Raw genomic sequence first — 25,906 nt, 5'->3', positions numbered from 1 at the left:
GCTGCGGCGATCCGGCACGGGGCCCGCCCCTCGCCATCCGCCGCGCCCGTCCGGGCACAGCCCGGGCAAGCCGCGTCCCACCGGAGGCGCCGATGGCCCTGAAGCCTGTTTCGCTCGACGACAAGTACGACCTTTCCCAGGAGCGCGTGTTCGTCTCCGGCACCCAGGCGCTGGTGCGCCTGGCCCTGATGCAGAAGGAGCGCGACCGCCGCGCCGGGCTCAATACGGCGGGCTATGTCACCGGCTATCGCGGCTCGCCGCTCGGCGGGCTCGACCAGCAGTTCCTGCGCGCCGAGAAGATCCTGAAAGCCAACGACATCAAGTTCCAGCCGGGCCTGAACGAGGATCTGGCCGCCACCGCCATCTGGGGCTCCCAGCAGGCTGAGCTGCGCGGCGAGGGCAAGTACGATGGCGTGTTCGGCCTGTGGTACGGCAAGGGGCCGGGGGTGGACCGCTCCGGCGACGTGTTCCGCCACGCCAACAATGCCGGCACGTCCCGCCACGGCGGCGTGCTGGCGCTGATGGGCGACGACCACACCTGCGAATCGTCCACCACCGCCCACCAGAGCGAATTCCATTTCGTCGACGTGATGATCCCGGTGCTCAACCCCGCGGGCGTGCAGGAGATCATCGACTACGGCCTCTACGGCTGGGCCCTGTCCCGCTTCTCCGGCGCCTGGGTCGGGCTGAAGGCGGTGAAGGACACCATCGAATCCACCGGCATCGTGGACGGCCGCCTCGACCGGGTGCGCATCGAGCCGGCGCTGGGCTTCGAGATGCCCCCCGGCGGCCTCAGCATCCGCCTCGGCGACACCCCGCTGGCGCAGGAGGAGCGTCTCCAGGAGTTCAAGCGCGACGCGGTGCTGCACTTCCTGCGCGCCAATCATCTCAATCGTTTCATCACTTCCGGCGGACAGCGCCCGCGCATCGGCATCGCCACCGTGGGCAAGTCCTACCTCGACGTGCGCCTCGCGCTCGACGAGCTGGGCATCGACGAGGTGCGCGCCAACGATCTCGGCCTGCGCATCTGGAAGGTGGCCTGCCCCTGGCCGCTGGAGACGCAGGGCCTGCGGGAATTCGCCCGCGGCCTCGACCTCATCATGGTGGTGGAGGAAAAGCGCTCCCTCATCGAGGTGCAGGTGCGCGAGGAGCTGTACGGCACCGCCAACCAGCCGGTCTGCATCGGCAAGAAGGACGAGGAGGGCCGCTGGCTGTTCCCGGTCAAGGGCGCCCTCGACCCCAACGACATCGCCATCCAGTTGGGCCGGCGGCTTCTGGCCTACGGCCATATCCCCGACATCGCCGCGCGCGTCGCCGAGCTGGAGGAAGCCCAGCGCGTGCTCGCCTCAACCGGCGATGTGGCCACCCGCATCCCCTATTTCTGCTCCGGCTGCCCGCACAATACCTCCACCAAGGTGCCGGAGGGCATGCGCGCCTATGCCGGCATCGGCTGCCACTACATGGTGCAGTGGATGGACCGGGAGACCACCGGCTTCACCCAGATGGGCGGGGAAGGCGCCAACTGGATCGGCGAGGCGTCGTTCTCCAAGCGCGGCCACGTGTTCCAGAACCTCGGCGACGGCACCTACAACCACTCCGGCTACCTCGCCCTGCGCGCCTCGGTCGCGGCCAGGGTGAACGTCACCTACAAGATCCTGTTCAACGACGCCGTCGCCATGACCGGCGGCCAGAAGCACGAGGGCGACCTCACCGTCCCCGTCATCGCCCGGCAGGTGGCGGCGGAAGGGGTGGAGCGGGTGGTGGTCGTCGCCGACGATCCGGGCAAGTACCCGGCCAATACCCTCTGGCCCGCCGGCCTCACCATCCACCACCGCGACGAACTTGAACTCGTACAGCGTGAACTTGCCGAAGTTCAGGGCGTTTCGGTGCTCATCTTCGACCAGACCTGCGCCGCCGAGAAACGCCGCCGCAGGAAGCGCGGCCTCTACCCCGATCCGGACACGCGGGTGCTCATCAACGAGCGGGTGTGCGAGGGCTGCGGCGATTGCGGGGTGAAGTCCAACTGCGTCTCGGTGCAGCCGCTGGAAACGGAATGGGGCCGCAAGCGCACCATCGACCAGTCCTCCTGCAACAAGGATTTCTCCTGCGTGAAGGGCTTCTGCCCCTCCTTCGTCAGCGTCCATGGCGCCCGACCGAAGAAGAGCGCCGGAGCGGCGGGAGGCGCCGGCGAGTGGCCGCAGCTGCCGGAGCCGGCGCACCCGGAGATCCACGGCACCTACGGCATCATCGCCACCGGCGTGGGCGGCACCGGCGTCGTCACCATCGGCGCCATCCTGGGCATGGCGGCGCACCTGGAAGGCAAGGCCTGCGGCATGATCGACATGGCCGGCCTCGCCCAGAAGGGCGGCGCGGTCTACAGCCACATCCGCCTCGCCAACGATCCCGCCGACATCACCGCCATCCGCGTGCCGGCGCGCGGCGCCGACGTGGTGCTGGGCGGTGATCTGGTGGTGGCCGGAACCAAGAAGGTGCTGGCGGCGGTGAAGCCCGGCCAGACCATCGTGGTGGTGAACACCCACGAGGTGCTGCCGGGCGATTTCACCCGCAACGCCGACTACTCGCTCCCCACCGAGCGCATCCGCCGCACCATCCGCGAGGCGGTGGGCGCGGAGCAGACCCACTTCATCGAAGCCAGCCGCCTCGCCGAGCGGCTGTTCGGCAACGCATTGGCGCAGAACATCTTCATGGTCGGCTACGCCTACCAGTTCGGCGCCCTGCCCCTCTCCGCGGACGCCATCGAGCGGGCGATCGAGCTCAATGGCGAGGCGGTGGCCATGAACAAGGCCGCCTTCCTGTGGGGCCGCCGTGCCGCCCATGATCCGGCTGCGGTGGAAGCCGTCGCCGCCCCCGGCGGCGAGGTGACGAGCGAGGCGCGCCGCCTGTCGGAAAGCCTTGACGAGGTGATCGCCCGCCGGGTGGCGGAGCTAACCGCCTACCAGGACGCCGCCTATGCCTCCCGCTACAAGGCGCTGGTGGACAAGGTGAAAGCCGCCGAGGCGGCGCGTGCCCCCGGCCGCAGCGGGCTCACCGAGGCGGTGGCGCGCAACCTCTGCAAGCTGATGGCCTACAAGGACGAGTATGAGGTGTCCCGGCTCTATGCCGACGGCGCCTTCCTCGCCCAGGCGCGAGCGGCGTTCGACGGGGAGCTGAAGTTCGAGTTCCACCTCGCCCCACCGCTCCTCGCCCGCCCCGACCCGACGACCGGGGAGCCGCGCAAGATCACGCTCGGCCCCTGGATGCTCAAGGCGTTCGGCCTGCTGGCGAAGCTGAAGGGCCTGCGCGGCACCGCCTTCGACATCTTCGGCTACAGCGCCGAGCGCAAGACCGAGCGGGCGCTGATTTCCGAGTATGCGAGCACCGTCAGCGAGCTGGTGACTGCCCTCGACGCCGGCAACCATGCCGTGGCGGTGGCCATTGCCTCCATCCCCGAGAAGATCCGCGGCTTCGGGCCGGTGAAGGAACGCCACCTTACGGCGGCAAAGGCCGAGGAGGCAGCCCTCCTCGCCCGCTTCCGCGCCCCGCCGCAGAGCCCCGCCATCGCGGCGGAGTGAGGCGGGGCAAACGAAAAGGCCGGGCGCGCGCCCGGCCTTTCTGCACGCTGGATCGGATTAGCTCAGCGGACGCCGAGCAGGCCGGTCAGCTCGGCGCGGAATTCCGGCTCGATGTCCGGACGCGAGAGGGCGTAGGCCACGTTCGCCATCAGGAAGCCGATCTTGGAGCCGCAATCGTAGATCGCCCCGTCGAACGGCACGGCGAAGAACGGCTCGCTCTCCTTCAGCTTCAGCATGGAATCGGTGAGCTGGATCTCGTTGCCGGCGCCCCTCTCCTGCTTGGCGAGCAGGTCGAAGATGGTGGGCTGCAGGATGTAGCGGCCGGAGATGGCGAGGTTGCTCGGCGCGGTGCCGGACTTGGGCTTCTCGACCATCTGGGTGATGGCGCGGGCGCCGCGGGCCTTCTCCTCGCCCACGCCGACGATGCCGTACTGGTGGGTCTGGTCGTCGGGCACCTCGTAGACCGCGATCATGTTGCCGCCGGTCTCGTCATAGGCCTCGACCATCGAGGCGAGGCAGCCCTTGCCGGTCTTCGACATGTGCAGCATGTCCGGCAGCAGCAGCGCGAACGGCTCGTCGCCGATGATGTCGCGCGCGCACCACACGGCGTGGCCGAGGCCCAGCGGCAGCTGCTGGCGGGTGAAGGAGGTGGTGCCCGCCTTCGGCGTGTCGCGGTCGAGCTGCTCCAGCTCCTTCTTCTTGTTGCGCTCCTCGAGGGTGCGCTCCAGCTCGAACTGGCGGTCGAAATGGTCCTCGATCACCGCCTTGTTGCGGCCGGTGACGAACACGATGTGCTCGATGCCGGCGGCGCGGGCCTCGTCCACCACGTGCTGCACCACGGGCCGGTCGACCACGGTGAGCATCTCCTTGGGAACGGCCTTGGTGGCCGGGAGGAAGCGGGTGCCAAGGCCCGCGACGGGAAGGATCGCCTTGCGAATGGGTTGACGCATCAAATACCGCCCCTTGTGAATGCCGACGGGCCTGTAGCACAGCTTTGTCGCGCGCTCGTGTCCGTTGTTCGACATCCCGGTCTTGGCGCACCGGCGGCGAGCGCAAAGCAGCCCGCGGCTACCTAAGAACGCTCGCCACGCCCCGGCAAGGGCCGTGCTGCAAAAACTTGCCTTCCATTAACCGCGGCGCAACCATATTGACGCCCAGTAGAGGCCTAAACGGACAGGAGAAAGGGCCGGGCATGCCCGTGCCGAAATGAAAGGCTTCGCGATGGCTCCGAACACCCGCACGGGCGCCGTGTGCGCCATGCTCGCGCTGGCAGCGGCCTCGCTCATCACCCCGGCCCGCGCGCAGGCGCAGACCACCGGCTCCATCTTCGGCTTCCCGCCCCTGGGCCAGCAGGCCCCGGCTGCGGGCGGCGGTCATCCGCTGATGACGCCGCAGGCGCTGGCGCAGGCGCAGGCCAACTTCCCCCAGTGCATCGCCTCCATGTGGCCGCTGGCGCAGGCCAAGGGCGTCTCGCAGCGGACCTTCGAGCGCTACACCGCGCAGCTCGAGCCGCAGATGAAGCTCATGGAGTTCATGGAAGCCCAGCCGGAATTCTCCAAGCCCATCGGCGCCTACGTGAACATGCTGGTGACCGACTGGCGGGTGAAGAAGGGCCGGGAGGTGCTGGAGCGCTACAAGCCCATCTTCGAGAAGGTGGAGAAGGCCTATGGCGTGGACCGCTACGCCGTCGCCGCCATCTGGGGCATCGAATCGACCTATGGCGATCCCGACGGCATCGGCCGGCGCAACGTGCTGGAATCCACCGCCACCCTCGCCTGCATCGGCCGGCGGCAGGACTATTTCCGTGACGAGTTCATCGCCACGCTCCAGATCCTGGAGAAGGGCGACGTGCCCTACGACCACATGAAGGGCTCGTGGGCCGGCGCGTTCGGCCCCACCCAGTTCATGCCCACCTCGTTCCAGCGCTTCGCCGTGGACTTCGACGGCGACGGCAAGCGCAACGTGGTGGATTCCATCCCGGACATCATCGCCTCCACCGCCAACAACCTGAAGCTGGACGGCTGGGAGTTCGGCAAGGCCTGGGGCTATGAGGTGGTGATCCCGCAGGGGTTCGACTATCGCAACGCCAACCGCTCCATCAAGCGCACCCTCTCCGAGTGGAACGCCATGGGCCTGCGGCGTCCGGGCGGCACCGGCTTCCCGCGCGGCGGCGAGACCGCCTACCTGCTGCTGCCGGCGGGCGCCAACGGCCCGGCCTTCCTGATGACGAAGAATTTCGACGCCATCCTGAAGTACAACCCGGCCGACGCCTACGCCCTCGCCATCGGCCACCTTGCCGATCGGCTGCGCGGCGGCAACGCCTTTGCCCAGCCCTGGCCGAAGGAGGAGCGCGGCCTCTCCAAGGCCGAGCGCATCGAGATCCAGAGCCGGCTGGCGCAGATGGGCTACGACATCGGCAACGTGGACGGCATCCTCGGCACCAAGACCCGCGTCGCCATCCAGGACTACCAGGCCCGCGCCGGCGCGGTGCCGGACGGCTATCCCAACCTCGCTTTGCTGCAGCAGCTGCGGCGGTAGGCAGCCGACGCCCCCCGTTCCCCGACGCCCGCCGGTGCCCCCGGCGGGCGTTGTCGTTTCAGGCGTCGGATACGTGGGTAGCCAAGCGGGGCACTACTCGGGGCGACGTGGGCACCTACTTCGGCGGCGACTTACGGAAGGAGTTCCGCACCAGATGGACGGCCAGGAAGCGCTCGATGCCGGCATAGACCGCCTCCCAGCGGGAGGCCGCGCCGGCCGGCACCTCCACCACGGCGGACCACTCCTCGTTCTGGAACCGCATGTCCACCACCGCGCCCGGCGCCCCGGGGTCGGGCGGCAGGCTGAGGATGAGGCAGCGGTCTTCCGAGATCCGCACCAGCCGGTCGCCGGCCGGAGTGGGAAACCGCTCCAGCGCATAGACGAAGCCGCGCCGCGCCTCCTCCTTGCGGACGGCCGCGATGGCCCGCGTCATGCCCATGAAATCCGCGTGCCGGCCCACATGGAGGGCGACGACGCGGACGACCATGTCCTCCGGCCCCGCCCCCTGCACCGACCGGCCGGAGGCGGCGGATTGGGCCGCGTCACGCTGATCGCTTGCTGAGACGGCACGAGTCGCCCCCCCGGACGCGATGGCAGCCGCGCTGGTGGTTGCCTGCCCAGTGGAGTTCGCGACGTGCGATTGAGGAGCGTCGGATTTGGCGGTGCCCGCGATAGCCGCGCTGCCCTTTGACTCCGATCCGGGTGCCACCGGGGCGGGGCCACCGTTCGCGGCCGGCTCCGGCGCCCCCTCCCCCGCCGGAGCGAGATCGGAGAGGCGGAAGGCGAACGCCACTTCGCGGGTGCGGGCGACGCAGCCGAAGCGGGCGAGGTCCGGCACCGTGAGGGCGTAGGCGGCGGGGAAGGACAGGAGATCGTCCCCGGCGCGAAAATAGAGCGTCTCCCCGAGCCGGCCGCGGGCCGCCGCGCGGCGCTGCTCAAGCGTCGCCGGAGCGAGCCGGGCAAGGTCCACCGTCTGGCAGATGGCGGGGGGCGCATCCATCATCGCCGCTCCGGCCCTGCCTCAGTCCAGCCCGATGCGGTAGCTCTGCGGGAACGGCGTGCCGCCCATGTCCACCGGCGCCAGCGGCCGGGACGCGGGGCGGCGCAGCACGCGCTTGACGATCTCCGGGATCATGGTGCCGCCCACATAGCGGCCGAGGCATTCGTGGTGGCCGTAGCCGAAATGCAGGTAGGTGTTGAACGGCCGGTCGGGCCGGAACGCCTCCGGCTCCGGCACGAAATCCGGATCGAACATGGCGGAGAGGCTGAGCGGCAGCAGCACCGTGCCCTTGCCGATCACCTTCCGGCGCGCCGTGCCGCCGGCGATGGTGGCGGTTGAGGCCGCCTCGCGGAACATGAAGGCGACGATGGGCGAGAAGCGCAGCGCCTCCCACACATAGCCGTCGAACGCTGGATCGTCCGCCACCGCCGCCGCCCGCGCCGCGCCCAGCACGTCCGGACGGGAGAACAGCTCCGCCAGCGCATTGATGGCGGCTTCCGCCGTGGTCTCGATGGCGCCGATGAGCAGGCCACCGATGTTGATGACCACCCGGTCCATGCCGAAATGGTCCGCCGCCGGCAGGTTCAGCGAGAGGATGCGCGTCAGGCTGTCGTCCGGCGCGGTGCCGGCCTTGATGGCGGCGATGCGGGCGGGGATCAGCTGGGCGAACAGGGCCCGCAGCTTCACCCGGCTGTCCTCCGCCGCCTGATGGATGGCGTCGGCGTCGGGGCGGCCGTCATAGGGCAGGTTGTTGAACTGGTCCATCTGGTTGGCATAGGACCATTCGAGCAGGTCGGCGTCCGGGCCGGCGATGCCGAACACCTGCTGCACGATGCGCAGCGGCACCAGCCGGGCAAGGCCCTGCACCGCCTCGATTTCCGTCCCGGCGGCATCGAGCGCGGCATCGGCCGTAGCCGCGGCGAGGCTGCGGATGCGCGGCAGGTCGTCGAAGGCGAGGATGGCGCGCATCACCGCCTTGTCACGGTAGTTCACCACCGTCTCGTCCATGGCGAGCATGAAGTCGCCCATCTTGGGCTTGTAGAGATCCACGGTGAACACGCTGGGCGCGGACAGGACCTCGATCACGTCCGCGCGCTTGGCCAGGAGGGTCACGTCCGGCGTCTCGTAGACGGGGGCGTGGGCCCGGAGCTCGGCGAAGAAGGCGCGCGGCTCGCTGGAGATCCAGTCGCGCGCGAGCGGCCAGCGCTCGGCCGGACGCACGGCGGCGAGGCGGTCGAGATAGGGCGTCGTCGAGACGGCCTCAGTGGCGGCGGACATCCGGCCCCTCCAGGATCTTGAGATATTCGATGATGGCGTAGCGATCATCCGGCGAGAGCCGCGCCACCGCCGGATCGGGGAAGGCGTGGCCCCGGTTGGAGTTGCCGGGCAGGCTGGTGTCGAACAGGGAGAGGCTCGCCTTGTCCTTGTCCGACAGCTCGTCGGGCGTGGAGACGAAGCCCAGCCGCGCCGGATCAAGGCGTGTGCTGCCCACGTAGAAGCGGGCCGGCCGCTCGTTCTCCGGCGAGAGCAGGTCATAGATGGTCGGCACCGAGCCGTTGTGCAGGAACGGTCCGGTGGCCCACACGCCAGCGAGGGGGCCGGCCTTGTAGCCAGCGGGCGAGAGCCATCCCGACTGGGGCGCGCTGCTGCCGGGGGCGAACCGCCAGCCATAGGCGGCCTTGCGGGCATCGCCGGTGATGCCGCGGGCGCGCAGGTCGTTCTCGGTGATGACGTTGACCGCCGCCAGCAGCACGGCGCCGGCCGGCACCTGTCCGTCCGGCAGGTGCGGCGCGTTGGCGAGCAGCGGGGCGAGCAGGCCGGGCCGGGCGAAGCGGCCGGTGAAGTTGGCCAGCATCTTCGGGTCGGTCTGCACCTTGGCGAAGTCGACCATCGTCACCGCCAGCCACTGGCGCCCGCCCTCGGTCTCGGCCGCGGGGGTGTAGCGATACTCCGGCCCGCCGTGGCAGCCGGCGCAGTGGGCCGCGAACAGCTCGGCGCCGCGCTTCGCCTTGGTGGCGTCCACCTTGCCGAGCTCCTTCTCCGGCCACGGCGGCGGCTTCAGCGTGGCCACCCAGGCCTCCAGCGCCACCAGATTGTCGAGCAGCGCGGTGGAGGAGAAGGCGGGCACGTTGCCGCCGGCGAAGCTCGGATGCCCGAACACGCCGAGCACCTCGCCGAGATTGCGGCCGAGGGGATTGCCGGCGACGCCGTTCCACTGCACGTAGCGCTGGGCCGGCGTGCCCCACAGGAACGGATAGCTCACCGGCGCATCGGGAATGCGGAAGTTGGCGGGCTCGCCGAGCGCGTCGGCCGCGACCGCGTTGAGGATGTGGCCGAACGCGTCGAGCCGCCCGCGACCATAGGGCACCGGGCTCCAGGAGACGGCCTCGAGCCGCCGGATCTCGGCCGCCGTCGCCTCCAGCGCCGGGCGCACCTGCTTCTGGTCCGCCGCCACCAGCCGCGCCGCGAAGCGCTGGAACTTGGCGGGGTCGGCCAGCGTCGCGTCGAGCGCCTGGCTGAGGCGCCCCATGAACAGCTGGTAATCGGCCTGGGAGGCGCCGCCGTCGATGCGGATGCGCACGCCGCCGGCCTCGATGTCCGAGGTGTGGCAGGCGGCGCAGGTCATGCCCACCATCGGGCCGAAGGCGTCGCCCGGCCGCGGGTCACGGGCGAAGCCGACGGGCAGCGCGTCACGGTTCAGCGGCGAGGGACCATCCGCCGGCACGAAGCCCATCTGCGCCATGTGGGCGGGATCGAGGAAGGGCTTGTCGCCGAACGGCTGCTCCAGCGCCCGCAGGAAGGTGTAGGGCAGCAGCTGCGAGCCCTGGGGGGTATAATAGAACTGCTCGCGCATGGCCTGCGACCAGCCCTGGTCGAGCACCTTGGGCGGCCCCGCGGTCTGCGCCGCCTCGCGCCGCGCCATGATCGCGTCGGTCGCGGCGGCGAGGCCGATGAAGCCCGCCAGACCCGCGAGCAGGATGAAAGCCTTACGCCCCTGCATCGTCTCCCCCAAAAAGATCGTCCCCGGCCCCAACGCCCCGGCCATGATGCCCCGACGCCCCTGCGCCGGCCGGACGGCCGGCGCATGCTTCGTCAGCGAGCCTCGCCCGTCACCGTGTCAGACGAGCGACAGGTCGAGGCTCTCGCGCAGCCGGGCCACCAGCTCGCCCTGGCGATTCGTGTCGGTCTTCTCGTACAGCGCCTTGAGCTGGCTGCGAACCGTGGACATGGCCACGTTCCGCTGCTGGGCGAAATCGGCGAGCGAGGCGCCCACCGCCAGCGCCGAGGCCAGCGCCGCCTCGGACGGGGTGAGGCGGAAGGTGGTCTGCAGCCGGCGCGCCACGTCGGCCCCGCTGCGGCCGGGCGCGCGCACCACCACCGCGATCTGCGACCGGGTGGCGAGCCGCGCCGGCCCCTCGCCCGCCGGGAGGGGATGCAGCGAGACCCGGAACGGTCCGCTGTCGGCATCGTGGCGCGGCACCTCCATGTGCTCGGCATGGGGCAGGTTCGCCTCGCCGCGGGCGGCCGCGAGCGCCAGCGCGACGGCCGCCGCCACCTGCCGCGAGGACTTGTCGTCGCGGAACGCGAGGCGTCCGCCGCGCACCGCCACGTCGCCCTCGCGCACCATGGTCTCGCCGGCGCGGTTGATGTGGCCCACCTGCATGTCCGCATCCACCAGGAAGATGCCGGCATCGACGATGTCGAGGGCGGCGGCGATGTCGCCCACCTTGGCCTTCGCCTCGTCCAGCAGCGCGTAATATTCGAACGCGCGGCGCAGGTGCGGCACCACCAGTCCCAGCTTCTGCTTTTCCTGCGATGCGAACGGACCCTGCGAGCGGCCGCGCATGGCGCACACGGTGGCCATCACGTCGGCCTCCTGCGCAAAGTAGGAGACGAGCGAGTGCTCGATGTCCATGGGCTCCACCACCTCGCGGAACAGGGGCGAGGCGCGGAACTGCTCGGGGTCCACGCCGTCCTCGCCGCAGATCACGCGGCCGGGGTTGGAGAGGATGTAGCTGAGGCGCGGGTCCTCGGTGGCGTGGCGGTAGAGGAAGGTCTTGTAGGCATTGTGGTCGTGGCCCCAGACGCGCCACGTCGGCCGCGTCTGCTGCTTGAGGCTGAAGACCGCGAGCTGGCCCACGCGGCCATCCACGAAGCGGGTGACGCCCTCCAGCAGGATGCCCCACTGGGAGGGGTCGCCGCTGAGCTCGTACACGTCGCCGATGAGGCGGGAATATTGATCGAGTTCGCCCATAGTTCGCCCGGTTCCATGTCATTTCCGCGCGCTGCCGCCTCCGGACGGGCCGGAGCGCCGCAACGCCTGATCCGATGGACCGCCGAGGCTCATCCCCGCGAGAGCCGGCCGGCGCGATGGCAGCTCCGGAGCCCGCGGAAGGCGGAGCCCGGAGCCGGGTGCGGCGGGCCTTGCGACCCGTCCCTGCCGTGAACGCCGAAGCGGTCATCCACTCCGGCCGCAGCATTGCACAACCACCTCAGGCTGCAAGACACCGGCGCCGACCTCATCCCCCATTCGCAGGATGCTGCGCGATGGCGCGGCGTGCTGCCCTGATCGCAAGGGGCCAACAGGACACCGACACAGAATGCATTTCGAAAGGTCTTTGGACATGTGCGCCGGGGCGGACGAGCCGCGCGGACCGCTGCGGGCGAGCATCGGCGATCGTGTGCGCGCGCTTGCGCTCGAGGCCGGCGCGCGGCCCAGCGATCACGGGTTCGGCCGCATGTTCCCGGCGCTCACCGGCGAAGCGCACCGCCTGCCGGCAGAGCCGCGCACGCTGCGCGACCTCGCCCGCCTCGCCGCCGTCATGGCCGATCCGGCGCCCGCGCCGCCCCCCCGCGCGCGGTCCGATGGCGACGGCGACCTGCCGGCAGCCTACACCTACCTCGTCGAGTTCGTGCGCAACGATCTCATCTGGGAGCGCCGGGCCAACGACGGGCCGCGCCCCGGGGCGGAGGCCTACGCGCCGCTGCCGAGCCTCTCGGGCCTGCTCAACCGCCGCTCGGGCGGCCTCGACCTCGACAGCGTCTACGATGCCCCGCGCGATCCGGGGGCGGTGCGGCGCATGCTGGTGGGCGACGTCTCGCCGAAGCCCAGGGGCTGCGCGCACGCGCGCCCGCCGCGCAGGGGCCTGCGCAACGACCTGCCGCGCCACCCGCGCAGCGCCGATCCCGGCCGCGACCGGCTGCCCCGCGCCAGCGACGCGCGCTGCGACGACAGCCTGATGCTGGGCCAGCTGCACGTGGCCTTCCTGAAGGCGCACAACGCCCTCATCACCTCCGGCCAGGCGTTCGAGGCGGCGCGGCGCGCGCTGCGCCGGCGCTACCAGTGGATGGTTCTGCACGACCTCCTGCCCAAGCTGTGCGCGCCGGACGTGCTGGAGGAGGTGCTGGAGGACGGCCCCCGCCTGTGGCGGGTCGAACGGCCGGCTTCCCTGTTCATGCCGGTGGAGTTCGCCGCCGCCGCGTTCGAGCTGGCGCCGGTGATGGCGCGGCCGAGCTATGACTACAACGGCAATTTCCGCAATGCGGAGAAGGCCGCCCTTGCCACCCGCGCCGCGCTGGCGGGCGGTGGCCGGGCGAGCGGCTTGCCCGAGCACTATCTGATCGGCTGGGAAGGCTTCCTGCCGCTGGAGGCGGAAGCCCCGCAGCGCGCCCGCCGGCTGGATACCAACCTTGCCGGCGCGCCCGAGAGCGTGGAGGCGGCGGCGGCGCAGCGGCTGTTCCGCGGGTTCCGGCTGGGCCTGCCATCGGGACAGGCGGTGGCGCGGCACCTCGGCCTCAGGCCGCTGCGGGACGACACCCTGCTCGCCGCCCTGCCGGACCACCAGCGCGTGGCCGCCCTGCCGTTCTGCGAGGCGACCCCGCTGTGGTTCTACATCCTCGCCGAGGCGGGAAACCCGGAGGGACCGGCGGGCCGGCACCTAGGTCCCGTCGGCAGCCGGATCGTGGCTGAAACGCTGGTGACGCTGGCCCGGCACTCGGATGCCTCCATCCTCGTCCCCGGCACGCCGCCCGACTTCGAACGGTTCTCCCTGAGCGACCTGATCCTGCTGGCGGCGGAAGAAGACCACGCCTGATGCCGCCGCGCCCCACCGTCTCCGCGCGGGACCGGAGACGGCGGTGTGCGCTGCACCGGAGCCTTGGCCTTCCCCGTCACGCGCGCCAATTGCCAAGATGATGCCAACGATGAATATTGCAGATATTAGGTACAATAGTGCCTCAATCTGCCTAATTTGCCGGCATTTACTTAATTTTCTCGCGATCTGCATGCCAAAGCAGGTGACAGATCACCTGCGCTAAGCATAGTTTGCGCTGCGGCAATCTTGCGAACCAGGGCGCCTCCCATGGACAGCTTGGACCTTCTCGACGGCGGTGCGCGTGCGGTCGGAACCAGCCAGGACACGGAGGCCGTCGCAGTCATCGGAATCGGCTGCCGGTTTCCCGGCGGCATCACCAGCGCCGAGGGCTACTGGTCCTTCCTCCTGGGCAAGCGGTGCGGCATCCGCGAGATCCCGTCCGACCGCTGGAACATCAAGAACTACTACGATCCCGACCCGGAAAGCGCCGGGCGCTCCTATTCCAAGTGGGGCGGCTTCCTCGCCGGCGACGTCTTCCAGTTCGATCCCGCCTTCTTCGACATGGCCCCGCGCGAGGTCATCTCCATGGACCCGCAGCAGCGCCTGCTGCTGCAGGTGGCCTACGAGACCATCGAGGATTCCGGCGTGCCGCTGCGCACGCTGCAGCGCAACCGCACCGGCGTGTTCGTCGGCATCTCCACGTCCGACTTCAGCTACAGCCAGCGCTACCGGCGCGTCGCCACCGACATCTTCGCCGGCACCGGATCGGCCTATTCCATCGCCGCCAACCGCATCTCCCACCGGCTCGACCTGAAGGGCCCGAGCATCGCCCTCGACACCGCCTGCTCCTCGGCGCTGGTGGCGGTGGACCAGGCCATGCGCCACCTCGCCATGGGCACCTGCGACGTGGCGCTGGCCGGCGGCGTGAACCTGATGCTGGACCCCGGGCCGTTCATCGCCTTCTCCAGCGCCAACATGCTCTCGGCCACCGGCGCCATCTACACCTTCGACGCCCGCGCCGACGGCTTCGTGCGCGGCGAGGGCTGCGGCCTGATCATGCTCAAGCCGCTCGCCCGCGCGGTGGCGGACGGGGACCGCATCTACGCGGTGGTGCGCGGCTCCGCCGTGAACCAGGACGGCCGCACCCCCACCCTGACCGCCCCCAGCGACGTGGCCCAGACCGCCATGCTGGAGACGCTGGTGGCCCGCACCGGCATCGATCCGGAGGACGTGGGCTATGTGGAGGCGCACGGCACCGGCACGCCGGTGGGCGACCCCATCGAAGCCAGCGCCATCGGCCGCGTGTTCGGCGCCCACCGGGTGGACCGCCCGGTGCGGGTCGGCTCGTTCAAGCCCAACCTCGGCCACCTGGAATCGGCCTCCGGCATCGCCGGCCTGATCAAGATCGTGCTCTCCACCCACCACGGGGTGGTGCCGCCGAACCTGAACTTCGCCACGCCCAACCCGAACATCCCGTTCGACGCGCTAGGCCTCGCCGTGCCCGTCGAACCCATGCCCTACGACGTGGAGAACGAGGCGCGCCTCGCGGTGGTGAACTCGTTCGGCTTCGGCGGCACCAACGCCTCGGTGGCGGTGGAGGGCTGGCGCGGCAGCGGCAAGCGCCCCCGCGCCGATCAGCGCGCCCGCCCGGCGACCGACGAAGGACCGGTGTTCCTCCCGCTGTCCGCCAACGGCAAGGCCGCGCTCGGCCTGTGGGCGGAGGAGCTGGCCGACGCGGTGGACGAGGGCGGCCCGCTGGAGCGCGTGCCTTACGAAACCCTCTCCGGCGCCCTGAAGAACACCCGCGACCACCTGACGGAGCGGGCCGCCATCCTGGCCGATGCCGGGGCGCACGACCTGCCGCTGAAGCTGCGCATCCTCGCGCTCGGCGCGGACGCGCCCGTCGACGAGGCGATCGCGCCCTACATCATCACCGGCCGGGCCCGGCCGCGGCGCCTGGCCTTCACCTTCTCCGGCCAGGGCGGCCAATGGTGGGCCATGGCCCGCCGCCTGCTCACAGAGGACAGGACCTACCGCAGCTTCGTCGAGACCTTCGACGAGGCGCTGAAGCCCTACACCGGCTGGTCCGTGATCGAGGAGATCACCAGGGACGAGGCGTCGAGCCGGGTCAACGACGCGGACGTGACCCAGGCGGCCATCTTCTCCAACCAGGTCGGCCTCTACCGCATGTGGCGCGAGCGCGGGCTCACCCCCGAGCTGCTGGTGGGCCACAGCTTCGGCGAGGTGGCCGCCACCCACATCGCCGGCTGCATCGACCTCGATACCTGCGCGAAGATCATCTATCACCGCGGCCTGATCCCGCATCAGAGCACCCGGCGCGGCGCCATGGCGACGCTGGGCATCACCTACGACCAGCTCGCCCCTCTGCTGCCCGACGACGGCACCGTGGTGGTGGGCGCCTACAACGGCCCCACCGCCCAGACCATCACCGGCATGGAAGCCCCCGTGGAGGCCGTGCTGGACGAGGTGCGCCGCCTCTATCCGGACGTGACCGCCCGCCGCCTGACCATGGATTTTGGCTGGCACTCGCCCCACCTCGACGATTGCGAGGCGTATTTCCGCGCCGGCCTCGGCGAGATTTCCTGGAAGCCGCCGTCCCTGCCCATCGTCTCCACCGTGACGGGCGTGCTGGAGACCTGCTTCGACAGCGAATACTGGTGGCAGAACCTGCGCCAGCCGGTGAGCTACAAGAAGGCCATCGACTTCTGCCTGGATCTCGGCATCGACGCCTTCCTGGAGCTGGGGCCGCACCGCACCGTCACGCCGCTCATCCACGGCATCGCGCAGGAGCGCAACGCCTCCGTGGTGGCGGTGTCCTCGCTGGAACGGCAGGGCGATGACCGGCTCGTCATGTCCCGCTCCATGGCCACGCTCTATGTCAACGGCGTCTCCTTCGACTGGATGGAGGGCGCCACGCGCGACGAGCACCTGCCGCTGCCGCGCCGCCCCTGGGCCACCGAGCGGCTGGTGCAGCTGCCGCTGGAGGCGCGCCAGTTCCTGTTCGACGGCGACCGCCACCCGTTGCTCGGCTGGCGCGAGACCGGGCCGGAGCCCTCGTGGACCAACGAGATCACGCTCAAGAGCCTGAAGTTCCTGGCGGATCACCGTCCCGGCGGGGACTGCCTGTTCCCCACCGTCGGCTATGTTGAGATGATGGCGGGCGCCCTGCGCGAGCTGTTCGGCGAGGCGCCGGTGGAGCTGCGCGACTTCCGCATCTACGACGCCCTGTCCATCGGCTCGGACGACGTGGTGCTGATGCGCACCTCGTTCGACCCCATCACCAACCGGCTGCGCATCTCCTCCCTCAAGCGCGACACGGAGGAGGACTGGCGCCTGCGGGTGGAGGCCTATGGCTGGCAGCACCCCTTCACCTTGCCCGCCCCCCGCTTCGACCGCGCCATCCTCGACACCGCGCCGGCCATCGCGCGCGAGGACTTCTACCGGCTCACCGCCCGCCACGGGCTCGACTACGGGCCGAGCTTCCAGGCGGTGGAGGAATTGTGGCTGCCCGGCCCGCGCCATGCGGTGGCGCGCATCTCCAGCGCCGAGGCGGCCAAGCGTGACGGCTTCATCGCCTTCCCCGGCCTGTTCGATTCGGTGCTGCAGGCCGGACTGATCGTGGACGACGTCGAGGCCGGCCTGTGGATCCCGGGTGAGCCTTTACCAGAGGAAGACGCCGTCGCCGGCCAGTACAAGCTGATGCTGCCCATCGGCATCCGCAAGGTGATGGTGGCCGGCCCGCTGCCGCCGGAAGTGATCTGCGAGTTCTTCACCGACCCGCGTGACGACACCGGAATCTACCGCGTCTTCGCGCCGGATGGCACGCCGTTGCTGGCAGTGGAGAACCTGCAGGTGAAGACCCTCGGCGCGGTCAAGGCGGCCGGCGGCGAGGGCGGCTCGACGGTGATCGAGGAGACGTTCGAGCCGGCGCCGGCCAAGCCGGACACGCCGCTGCGCCTCGGTCATTGGCTCGTGATCTCGGGCGATGCCGGCGAGACCGCGCCGCTCGCCGCCGCGCTGGCCGGCCTGGGCGCGACCTCGGAGACCCTCGCGCCGGACATCTTCACCGCCATGCAGGCGGATGCCGTCACCGCGCTCGTCGAGCAGAGGCTCGCCGCGCCGCAGGGGCTCGCCGGCATCGTCTTCGCCGGCACCGCCGGCACCCGGCTCGGTGCCGAGGAGACCCTCTCCACCGAAGCGCTGGTGACCGCGGTGGAGGCTGCATCCTTCGGCCTCGTCACCCTGGGCCAGGCCATGGACCGCCTGCGCGCCGCGCCGCTGCACCCGGCGCTGGTGGTGCTGGGGCACGCCAGCCGGCGGGTGCCCGGCGACGGCCCCATGGCGCCGGAGGGCCTCGCGGATTCGGCGCTGCTGGGCGTCACCCGCACCATCGGCAACGAATGCCCCGAGTTCGTGGTCCGCCATGTGGATGCGGACGCTGCCGCCTTCGCGGAAAGCGCCGCCCTCGCCCGCGCGGTGCTGGAGGACAGCGACGAGACCGAGCTGGTCCTGCGCGGCACCGAGCGCTCGGCGCCGCGTCTCCGGCAGGGGCCCCTGTCGGGCCTCGCGCCGCGCCACCGGGTGATCGCCCCGGCCAGCGAGAAGGCCAACTTCACCGTCACCATGACCAGCCCCGGGCTGATCGACAACGTGGTGCTGCGCGAGTGCCCGATGCCCAAGCCCAAGGCGGGCGAGGTGGTGGTGGAAGTCGCGGCGGTGGGCCTCAACTTCCGCGACATCATGGCCGCCACCGGCATCCTGCCCGACGAGGCAGAAGGCCCCGGCGCGTGGTGGCGCAACCTCGGCCTGGAGTTCGCCGGCACGGTGCGGCAGGTGGGCGAGGGCATCAGCGGCTTCGCCCCGGGCGACCGCGTCATGGGCATGGGCAAGGGCTTCCTGCGCCGCTTCGCCGCCGCCGACGCGCGCTTCCTGATGCACGTTCCGGACAGTGTGCCGCTGGAGGACGCGGCCACCTTGCCCGCGGCCTTCATGACCGCCCATTACGCGCTGGTGGACATCGGCCGCCTCGCCGGCGACGAGCAGGTGCTGGTGCACCTCGCCACCGGCGGCGTGGGCCTCGCCGCGATCCAGGTGGCGCGGGACATCGGCGCCGAGATCCTCGCCTCGGCCGGATCGGACGCCAAGCGCGACTACCTGCGCGAGCTCGGCATCAGCCATGTGATGAACTCCCGCAGCCTGGAGTTCGCCGAAGGGGTACGCGCCGCCACCGGCGGGCGCGGCGTGGATGTGGTGCTGAACGCCCTCTCCGGCGCCGGCATCGACAAGGGGCTGGAATGCCTCGCGCCGTTCGGCCGGTTCGTGGAGATCGGCAAGCGCGACCTCGCGCAGGACAAGCCCATCGGGCTCAAGTCCCTGTATTACAACAACTCCTACTCGGTGATCGACCTCTCCACCATCGCCGACGAGCGTCCGGCCCGCCTCGCCGCCTTGCTCCGCGCGGTGGAAGCCAAGGTGGCGGAGGGCCGCTACGTGCCGCTGGTCGCCACCCGCTTCCCGGTGTCGCGCGCGGCGGAAGCCATGCGCCTGTTCTCCAAGGCCCAGCACATCGGCAAGGTGGTGCTCACCTTCGACGAGCCGGCGGTGGCGGTGGAGATCGACCTCGACCAGCCCATGCGCTTCTCCGCCGATGCGAGCTATCTCGTCACCGGCGGCCTGCGCGGCTTCGGCGTCACAGTCGCCGACTTCCTCAGCCGCAACGGCGCCGGCCGCCTGCTGCTCGCCGGCCGCAACGGCACGCCGGACGAGCCCGCCGAGCCCATCCTTGCCGCCATCGCCGCGCGCGGGACCGAGATCGTGCCGGTCGCCCTCGACGTGACGGACACCGCGGCCGTGGATGCGCTGATCGCGGCCCATGCCGCGTCCGACAAGCCGCTGAAGGGCATCGTCCATGGCGCGGCGGTGATCCAGGACGGCTTCGTCAGCCAGCTGGATGCCGGACAGATCTCCCGCGTCATCCGCCCGAAGGCGGGCGGCGCGTGGAACCTCCACCGCGCAGTCACGGCCCATGGCGCCGACCTCGACTTCTTCGTCGGTTTCTCCTCGCTGGCGCAGATCCTCGGCAGCCCGGGGCAGGCCAACTACACCGCCGCCAACTCGGTGCTGAACGCCATGGGCTCGTTCCGCCGCGGGCGCGGGCTCGCGGGCTCCGCCGCCGCCTGGGGCTCCATCGCCGGGTCGGGCTTCGTCGCCCGCTCGGAGGCGCTGGGCAACTACCTCGAGAGCATCGGCATGAAGCCGCTGCCCGATGTGGAGGCCGCCGCCGCGCTCGGCACCATGCTGCGGGCGGAGGAGGAGAATCTCGGCTTCGCCCGCGCCGACTGGGCCGCCATCGGCCGTGCCCTCTCCCGCACCGCCGGCAGCGCCCGCGTGAAGCCGCTGCTGGCGCAGCGGGCGGGCGGCCGCTCGCGCATCCAGGCCGAGCTGCTCGCCGCCCCGCGCGAGGCGTGGGAAGGCCTTCTGGCCGATCTCATCCGCTCCGAGGTGGCGAAGGTGCTGAAGGTGTCCCCCTCCGACATCCCGCCGGACCGGCGCCTGTCGGAGCTCGGCCTCGATTCGCTCTCCTCGTTCGAGCTGAAGAACCGCATCGAGGCCCATGTGGATGTGAACATCCCGGTGGCCAAGTTCCTGCAGACGCCCACCGTCACCGGCCTGTCCGGCGTGGTGGCGGCCACCTTCGAGGCGACGCAGAAGGCGCGCGCCGCCAGCGCCGCCGCCGCAGCGGACGGCTCCGCCGGGAGCGGATCCGCCGGTGCCGGCGCCACCTTCCGCCCGCTGGTGCGGCAGGAGACGCTGCTCGCGCTCGCCGCCCGGCCCATGACCTCGACCGTCGCCCGCGCGGGGCTGGAGGTGGCGGCTTCCCGTCCCTGCGATCCCGCGCTCGGCTTCGAAGCGCTGGCCCAGGCGCTGGCGAGCCTTGCCGCCGCGCAGGATGCCCTGCGCCTCACCGCCACCGCCGAGGGCGCGGTCGTCATCGGCGAGGCGCCGGACCTCGAATGGGTGAAGGACGCGGCGAGCCTCGCGCCCGTGACCCTGCCCGGCCCGCTCTGGCGCTTCGGTCTCTCCAAGGCCGAAGACGGAGCGCTGACGCTGCACGCCCGCGCCCACCGGGCAGCCGCGGATCCGCTCTCTGCGCACCTCGCCCTCGCGGCGCTGGTTGCCGCCACGGCCGCTGCGCCGCCCGCCGGCGCGCCCTTCACCGCCTTCGCGGCAGCGGAGCGCCCGGCCGAGGGCACCACCCTCCACTCCGGCCACATGTCGTTCTGGAAGGAAGTGCTGCGCCTGCCGCCGAAGGCGCTGCCGGCGCCCGGCCGCACCCTCGCCCTCGCCCCCGCGGGCTTCGGCATCAATCGCGGCGCGGTGGGCCATCTCGACGCGCGCATCGCCCTGCCCGGCTTCTCCGCCCTCTCCGGCGAGGAGCAGGAAGCGCTCCTGCTCGCCGCCCTGGCGCGGGCGCTGGCGGCGGTCACCGGCGCCGACCGGCTGGTGGTGGACTGCCACGACGCCGCCCGGCCCGCCGGCCTGATCGGCCCGGTCGCAACCAGCGTGCCGGTGCTGCTCGACACGCTGGACGCGCCGGCCGAGCGGCTGGTGCGCCGGGTGCGCCAGCGCCTTGCCATGATGCGCGACCACCGCGCCCTCGACACGGCGGCGGTTGAGGCGCTGATCACCCAGCGCCTGAATGCCGCCGGCGCGGCGCTCGGGCAGGTGGGCTTCGCCTTCCGCGACCGCGCGGCGCTGGAGGCGGCCTCCAGTCTCGGCATCGCCGATCCGCTCGCGGCGCTCAGCGATCCCTTCGCCGAGATCCGGCTCGACGCGGCGGCGGACCAGGCCGGCCTCGTCCTGCGGCTCGGCCTCGACACCGCGGCGTTCGGCGACGACACCGCCCGTGCGTTGGTCGCCGCCCTCGCCACCGCCCTCGCCGACCTCACCGGGGCCGCCGCCACCGTGGGCGGAACCGCGTGGCACGCTCCGGCGGCCTCCGCGCACCACGCGGCAAGCCGCGCCGCGCCCGCGGTGGCGCCGGCCAGCGCGCCGGTATCCGTCCCGGTGCGGGTCAGCGGCGAGCGCGAGGTGCCCGTCTCGCTGAAGCAGGGGCTGCTGCTGCGCTCGCTGGTGAAGCCGGAGACCAATCACGCCTACCGAGTGTTCTGGACCATCGGCCGCGCCTTCCGCATCTCGCCCCGCATGGACATCGACCGCCTGCGGCGTGCCCTGCGGCTGGTGGAGGGGCAGCAGGAGGCCCTGCGCACCCGCTTCGTGCTGGGTGACGACGGGCAGGCCCGCGCGCTCATCCTGCCCCCCGGCGAGCCCTCCATCGTGGTGGAGGAGCTGCCCGGCGCCGACGCCGCCGCCATCGACGCGCGCCTCGCCCGGCTGCTGGACGACGAGCTCGACCCGTTCTCCAACCCGCCCTATCGCATCACCGTGCTGCGCGGCGCGGACGACGGCGACGTGGTGGTGGCCCATGGGCACCACTCGGTGTTCGACGGCTGGTCGCTCGGCGTGTTCGTGGAGCAGTTGTTCCAGGCGTTCCTCGGCCTGCCGCTGCCGCAGGCGGAGATGGGCGTCGCCGAATATGTGAACGATTTCGAGCGCGCCACCGACGCCGCCTTCATGGCGGAGCGCAATGCCTACCTGCGCGACCTCTACGGCGACGACCCGCCCCAGCTGCCGGACTTCGGCCGCAAGGCCAAGGGCCTCGCCCCCAACCTGGACCTGACCCACGGCGGCCCGGCGGGCGAGATCTTCGCCTTCCTCACCGCCGAGGGGCAGCAGCGGATGCAGACCCGGGCCCGCGGCTCCGGCGTCACGGAGACATCCCTCCTTCTCGCCGCCTACACCCAGACCCTCGCCGCCCGCGGCGACCGGGAGGACGTGATGGTGGGCGTGCCGGTGGCCATGCGCACCGACCGCCGGCTGCAGAACTTCATCACCTGGGTCGCCGGCACCACCCTGCTGCGCGCCCCGGCCCGCCGCATGCCGAAGCTGGAGGATCTGGCGGCCAGCCTTTCCGACCAGATCAACCGCTCCATGCCCTACGTGCCGTTCGACTACACCTGCGGCGACGGGCCGCTGCACGACGAGCTGGTGGGCAAGGGCTCCTACCTCAGCCTCTACATGGTGGGCATGCAGGCGCCGGAGCGCTTCGCCCGCGGCGCCACCACCTCCACGCTGCAGCGGCAGGGCAAGGCGGAGGAGCTGGACCTCGGCCTCATCAAGGTGGCGCCGCTGTCCACGCGACTGCTGCGCTACATGATCAACGAGATCGACGTGCGCTCCTTCCAGAGCGCCGACGGCCTCGCCTACCGCATCGGCTTCGACCGCACCGCCTTGACGCAGGCGGAAGGGCGCGGCTTCCTCGAGGAGATCCTCGATCGCATGGGTGTGGGGGGCGACTGCGCCGTGATCGAGGAAACGCAAGAGGAGGAAACCGCGTGACCGGCACCCCCACCCCTTCCAGACGGGAATGCGCGGGCGCGGCGATGGCGGGGCGGCGGCGGTGAAGCCGCAGCCCCTGCCCCCCTCGCTCACCGAGACGGATCATTCCGCCGGCTGGCGGCGGTTCGCCGCGGTGATGGCCATCGTGATCCTCGCCGGCGGCTACGGCGCCTATTTCTACGTCTTCCCGGGCAAGGCGGCGTGGCACCGGGTGGAGCCGCGCCCCATGAGCCTGGAGATCAACGGCCCCGGCATCCTCGACGCCATCAACCGCGTGGTGGTGACGAGCCGCATCCAGGGCTTCCTGAAGGCCATCGAGGCCGACCGCAACGACGAGATCAAGCGCGGCCAGGTGCTGGCGCGCCTTGAGGCGGCGGACCTGCAGAACCAGCTGGCTGCCGCCCAGGCCGAGGCCACCGCCGCCTCCCGCGGCATCAACGAGGCGGAGAGCGAGCGCAACCGCGTGGTCGCCGCCTTCGACAAGGCCAAGATCGAGTTCGAGCGACGCACCACGCTCGCCCGCACCAACGCCATCTCCCCGGCCGAGCTGACCAACGCCGAGAGCGCCTTCCGGCAGGCGGAGGCGGACCTCGCGCGCGCCGAGGCCGGCATCGAGCGGGCGCGGGCGCAGCTCCTCGCCCAGCAGGCCAACGTGAAGGTGCTGGAGGCGCGCCTCGCCGAAGCCACCATCACCGCCCCGCTCGACGGCGTGGTGATCTCGCGCGAGCGCAATCCCGGCGACCTGCTGCTGCCGGGGGCCAACCTGATGCAGGTGGTGGAGCTGTCCTCCATCATCCTCTCGGCGCGGTTCGACGAATCCGCCCGCTCCTCCATCAAGCCGGGGCAGCCGGCGCGCATCCGCTTCGCCGCCGACCCCTCCCGGGTCTGGACCGGCCACGTGCTGCGCCTGTCGCGGCAGGTGGATCAGGAAACCCGGGAGTTCACCGCCGACATCACCCTCGATGCTCTTCCGGAAAGCTGGGCCATGGGCCAGCGCGCCAACGTGGCGGTGGAGGCCCAGTCGCCGGCGGTCGCCATCGGCGTGCCGGAAGGCTTCGTCAGCCGGCGCGACGGGCGGGCGGGCGTCTGGCTCGCGCGGCGCGGGCGGGCGGCGTGGACGCCGGTGTCGCTGGGCTACGTGAGCGGCACCAACATCGAGGTCACGCGCGGCCTCGCCGCCGGTGACGTGGTGCTGTCGCCGACGGGACGCTATCCGTTCGAGCCGGTCGAGCTCGGCACCGAGGTGAAGTGAGCAGATGATGACGTGACCCGAGGGTGACGCGGACGCCATGACCACGAGACGCCCGCCGGGGCGAGGAAGGCGCGGGGCATGAACATCGCCCTGAAGGACATGCGGTTCTCGATGCTGCGCTTCGCCCTGACGGCGGTGGGCATCGGGCTGCTGCTCGGCGCCACCATGGGGATGATCGGCCTCTATCGCGGCATCGTCCACGAGGCCCTGCTCATCATCAACGACATCGGCGCCGATCTGTGGGTGGTGGAAGGCGGCCGCGCCGGCCCGTTCGCGGAGACTTCCGCCGTGCCCTCCAGCCTCGACCGGCGGGTGGAGGGCGTGCCCGGCGTGCAGGCGTCGCGCCGCTTCATCCAATACAACCAGCAATACGAGATCAACGGCAAGAGCGTGCGCCTCGCCGTCACCGGCGTCGACTATCCGAAGGACAGCGCCAGCTGGATCCCGCTCATCGACGGCCGCCTGTTCCGCTCCACCCGCTACGAGGCCATCGCCGACCAGTCCACCGGCCTCCTGGTGGGCGACGTGATCCGCCTCGGCCACGACGACTACACCGTGGTGGGCCTCACCCGCGGGCAGGTGGACATGGGCGGCGACGGCATGTTCTTCGTCACCATCCCGGATGCGCAGGCCATCAACCGCGTGCTCCCTTCCGAAGCGGTGCTGCTCAACCGCGTCGCCAAGGGCCGCTCGCGCATGGGCCTCGGCGACGGCGGCGCGCTGGCGGCGGTGATGGTGGAGCTGAAGCCCAACGCCGACCCGCAGGTGGTGAAGAACAAGATCCGCGCCTGGGGCGACGTGGAGGTGCTGACCAAGGAAGAGGAGCAGCTGATGCTGCTGGACGGGCGGCTGTGGCGGCTGCGCGTGCAGATCCTCGCCTTCACCGCCATGACGCTGCTGGTGGCCGGCAGCATCATCGCCCTCACCATCTACATGCTGACTCTGGAGAAGATAAACCAGATCGCGCTCCTGAAGCTGATCGGCGCGCGCGATCGGGTCATCATCGGGCTCATCGTGCAGCAGGCGCTGTGGATCGGCGCGCTGGGCTTCTCGGTGGCGCTCGCTATCTCCTTCACGCTCTATCCGAACTTCCCGCGCACCGTGCTGCTGCTGCCGGAGGATCTGGCCGGCATCGGCCTGTCGCTGCTCGTCATCAGCCTCGGTGCCAGCTGGTTCGCCATCCGCCGCGCCATGCGGGTTCGGGCGCAGGAGGTGCTGGCGTGACCGCGCAATACTGGCCGAGCCATGTGGTGATGGAGGTGCGCGGCGCCTCGAAGACCTATCTTACAGGCGCCAATACCGTCACGGCCCTCGCCGACATGTCGCTGGCGCTGCGGGCGGGCGAGCTGACCGGCATCGTCGGCCCCTCCGGCTCGGGCAAGACCACCTTCCTGATGATCGCCGGCCTGCTGGAGCCGCCCAGCACCGGGCATGTGCTGTTCCGCGACACGCCCATCGCCGATGCCGGCACCCGCCTGAACAGCCTGCGCGACTTCCGCCGCACCCATGTGGGCTTCATCTTCCAGAAGGCGAACCTGATCCCCTTCCTCACCGCGCTGGAGAATGTGCAGGTGGCGCTGGAGATCAACGACGTGCGGCCCCGCGCAGCCCGGGCGAAGGCGCGCGAGCTGCTCGCCCGCTTCGGCCTCGACCACCGCGAGGACAATTACCCCACCCAGCTCTCCGGCGGCGAGCAGCAGCGCGTCTCCATCGCCCGCGCGCTCGCCAACGATCCGGTGCTGCTGCTGGCCGACGAGCCCACCGCCGCCCTCGACGGCGTGCGCGGCCGGCAGGTGATGGAGGCGTTCCGAAAGCTCGCGGACGAGCACCGGGTGGCGGTATGCGTCGTCACCCACGATCCGCGTTGGTCGGACATCTTCGACCGCATCGTGGAGATGAGCGACGGACGCGTGGTGGAGACCCGCCCCGGCGGCGCCATGAAGGCGCGCCTGACGCTGTAGGCGGCCCG

General features: G+C 71.2%; 12 protein-coding genes. 7 read left to right on the top strand and 5 right to left on the bottom strand.

Features of this window, described 5'->3' with window-relative positions:
* Positions 1 to 92 precede the first annotated feature (92 nt).
* On the top strand, positions 93 to 3,572 hold the full coding sequence (locus tag V5F49_RS12505) for an indolepyruvate ferredoxin oxidoreductase family protein (protein ID WP_509210678.1): 3,480 nt from the start codon (positions 93 to 95) through the stop codon (positions 3,570 to 3,572).
* Positions 3,573 to 3,634: 62 nt separating this feature from the next.
* On the opposite strand, the gene galU is transcribed toward V5F49_RS12505, so the two are convergent.
* Entirely contained in the window at positions 3,635 to 4,522 is an 888-nt protein-coding gene (gene galU / locus V5F49_RS12500) for a UTP--glucose-1-phosphate uridylyltransferase GalU (protein WP_394115486.1), read from the bottom strand.
* Positions 4,523 to 4,793: 271 nt separating this feature from the next.
* Here galU and V5F49_RS12495 point away from each other — a divergent pair, with 271 nt between their 5' ends.
* Positions 4,794 to 6,110 carry a lytic murein transglycosylase gene (locus V5F49_RS12495; protein WP_394115487.1) on the top strand — a complete coding sequence of 439 codons (1,317 nt, stop codon included), beginning with the start codon at positions 4,794 to 4,796 and terminating at the stop codon, positions 6,108 to 6,110.
* A gap of 115 nt (positions 6,111 to 6,225) precedes the next feature.
* On the opposite strand, the gene V5F49_RS12490 is transcribed toward V5F49_RS12495, so the two are convergent.
* The 4 genes from V5F49_RS12490 to V5F49_RS12475 form a co-directional block, all read right to left on the bottom strand.
* Positions 6,226 to 7,113 (bottom strand): hypothetical protein, encoded by an 888-nt coding sequence (locus V5F49_RS12490; RefSeq protein ID WP_394115488.1) that lies wholly within the window; start codon positions 7,111 to 7,113, stop codon positions 6,226 to 6,228.
* An 18-nt stretch (positions 7,114 to 7,131) separates the two neighbouring features.
* The gene (locus V5F49_RS12485) at positions 7,132 to 8,388 is read right to left on the bottom strand and encodes a cytochrome P450 (RefSeq protein ID WP_394115489.1); all 1,257 of its coding nucleotides are present in this window, start codon (positions 8,386 to 8,388) and stop codon (positions 7,132 to 7,134) included.
* Positions 8,372 to 10,111 carry a di-heme-cytochrome C peroxidase gene (locus V5F49_RS12480; protein WP_394115490.1) on the bottom strand — a complete coding sequence of 580 codons (1,740 nt, stop codon included), beginning with the start codon at positions 10,109 to 10,111 and terminating at the stop codon, positions 8,372 to 8,374. Before V5F49_RS12480 ends, V5F49_RS12485 begins: the two co-directional genes overlap by 17 nt.
* Positions 10,112 to 10,228: 117 nt before the next feature.
* Positions 10,229 to 11,365: a helix-turn-helix transcriptional regulator gene (locus V5F49_RS12475; RefSeq protein WP_394115491.1), complete on the bottom strand. Its 1,137-nt coding sequence runs from the start codon at positions 11,363 to 11,365 to the stop codon at positions 10,229 to 10,231.
* A gap of 346 nt (positions 11,366 to 11,711) precedes the next feature.
* Here V5F49_RS12475 and V5F49_RS12470 point away from each other — a divergent pair, with 346 nt between their 5' ends.
* The 5 genes from V5F49_RS12470 (at position 11,712) to V5F49_RS12450 (ending at position 25,898) form a co-directional block, all read left to right on the top strand.
* Positions 11,712 to 13,205, top strand: a complete 1,494-nt coding sequence (locus tag V5F49_RS12470) for a peroxidase family protein (RefSeq protein WP_509210677.1) — start codon at positions 11,712 to 11,714, stop codon at positions 13,203 to 13,205.
* A gap of 267 nt (positions 13,206 to 13,472) precedes the next feature.
* A complete protein-coding gene (locus V5F49_RS12465; protein WP_394115493.1) occupies positions 13,473 to 22,685 on the top strand; it encodes an SDR family NAD(P)-dependent oxidoreductase in 9,213 nt (3,070 codons plus the stop codon).
* A gap of 28 nt (positions 22,686 to 22,713) precedes the next feature.
* Entirely contained in the window at positions 22,714 to 23,937 is a 1,224-nt protein-coding gene (locus tag V5F49_RS12460) for an efflux RND transporter periplasmic adaptor subunit (RefSeq protein WP_509210676.1), read from the top strand.
* Between the two features lie 78 nt (positions 23,938 to 24,015).
* The gene (locus V5F49_RS12455; RefSeq protein WP_394115495.1) at positions 24,016 to 25,161 is read left to right on the top strand and encodes an ABC transporter permease; all 1,146 of its coding nucleotides are present in this window, start codon (positions 24,016 to 24,018) and stop codon (positions 25,159 to 25,161) included.
* Complete coding sequence (locus V5F49_RS12450; protein ID WP_394115496.1) at positions 25,158 to 25,898, top strand: ABC transporter ATP-binding protein; 741 nt, start codon at positions 25,158 to 25,160, stop codon at positions 25,896 to 25,898. Before V5F49_RS12455 ends, V5F49_RS12450 begins: the two co-directional genes overlap by 4 nt.
* Positions 25,899 to 25,906 lie beyond the last annotated feature (8 nt).

It is taken from the genome of Xanthobacter lutulentifluminis (genome assembly GCF_043194675.2).
Lineage (GTDB): Bacteria > Pseudomonadota > Alphaproteobacteria > Rhizobiales > Xanthobacteraceae > Xanthobacter.
This window is presented reverse-complemented; position numbering and strand designations above follow the sequence as displayed.

What these genes read in the sequence shown, in the direction of transcription:
- V5F49_RS12455 (WP_394115495.1), top strand. Translation starts at nt 24,016, where the DNA reads ATGAACATCGCCCTGAAGGACATGCGGTTCTCGATGCTGCGCTTCGCC.
- V5F49_RS12495 (WP_394115487.1), top strand. Translation starts at nt 4,794, where the DNA reads ATGGCTCCGAACACCCGCACGGGCGCCGTGTGCGCCATGCTCGCGCTG.
- V5F49_RS12490 (WP_394115488.1), bottom strand. Translation starts at nt 7,113, where the DNA reads ATGATGGATGCGCCCCCCGCCATCTGCCAGACGGTGGACCTTGCCCGG.
- V5F49_RS12480 (WP_394115490.1), bottom strand. Translation starts at nt 10,111, where the DNA reads ATGCAGGGGCGTAAGGCTTTCATCCTGCTCGCGGGTCTGGCGGGCTTC.
- V5F49_RS12485 (WP_394115489.1), bottom strand. Translation starts at nt 8,388, where the DNA reads ATGTCCGCCGCCACTGAGGCCGTCTCGACGACGCCCTATCTCGACCGC.
- V5F49_RS12505 (WP_509210678.1), top strand. Translation starts at nt 93, where the DNA reads ATGGCCCTGAAGCCTGTTTCGCTCGACGACAAGTACGACCTTTCCCAG.
- galU (WP_394115486.1), bottom strand. Translation starts at nt 4,522, where the DNA reads ATGCGTCAACCCATTCGCAAGGCGATCCTTCCCGTCGCGGGCCTTGGC.
- V5F49_RS12460 (WP_509210676.1), top strand. Translation starts at nt 22,714, where the DNA reads ATGCGCGGGCGCGGCGATGGCGGGGCGGCGGCGGTGAAGCCGCAGCCC.
- V5F49_RS12465 (WP_394115493.1), top strand. Translation starts at nt 13,473, where the DNA reads ATGGACAGCTTGGACCTTCTCGACGGCGGTGCGCGTGCGGTCGGAACC.
- V5F49_RS12475 (WP_394115491.1), bottom strand. Translation starts at nt 11,365, where the DNA reads ATGGGCGAACTCGATCAATATTCCCGCCTCATCGGCGACGTGTACGAG.
- V5F49_RS12470 (WP_509210677.1), top strand. Translation starts at nt 11,712, where the DNA reads ATGCATTTCGAAAGGTCTTTGGACATGTGCGCCGGGGCGGACGAGCCG.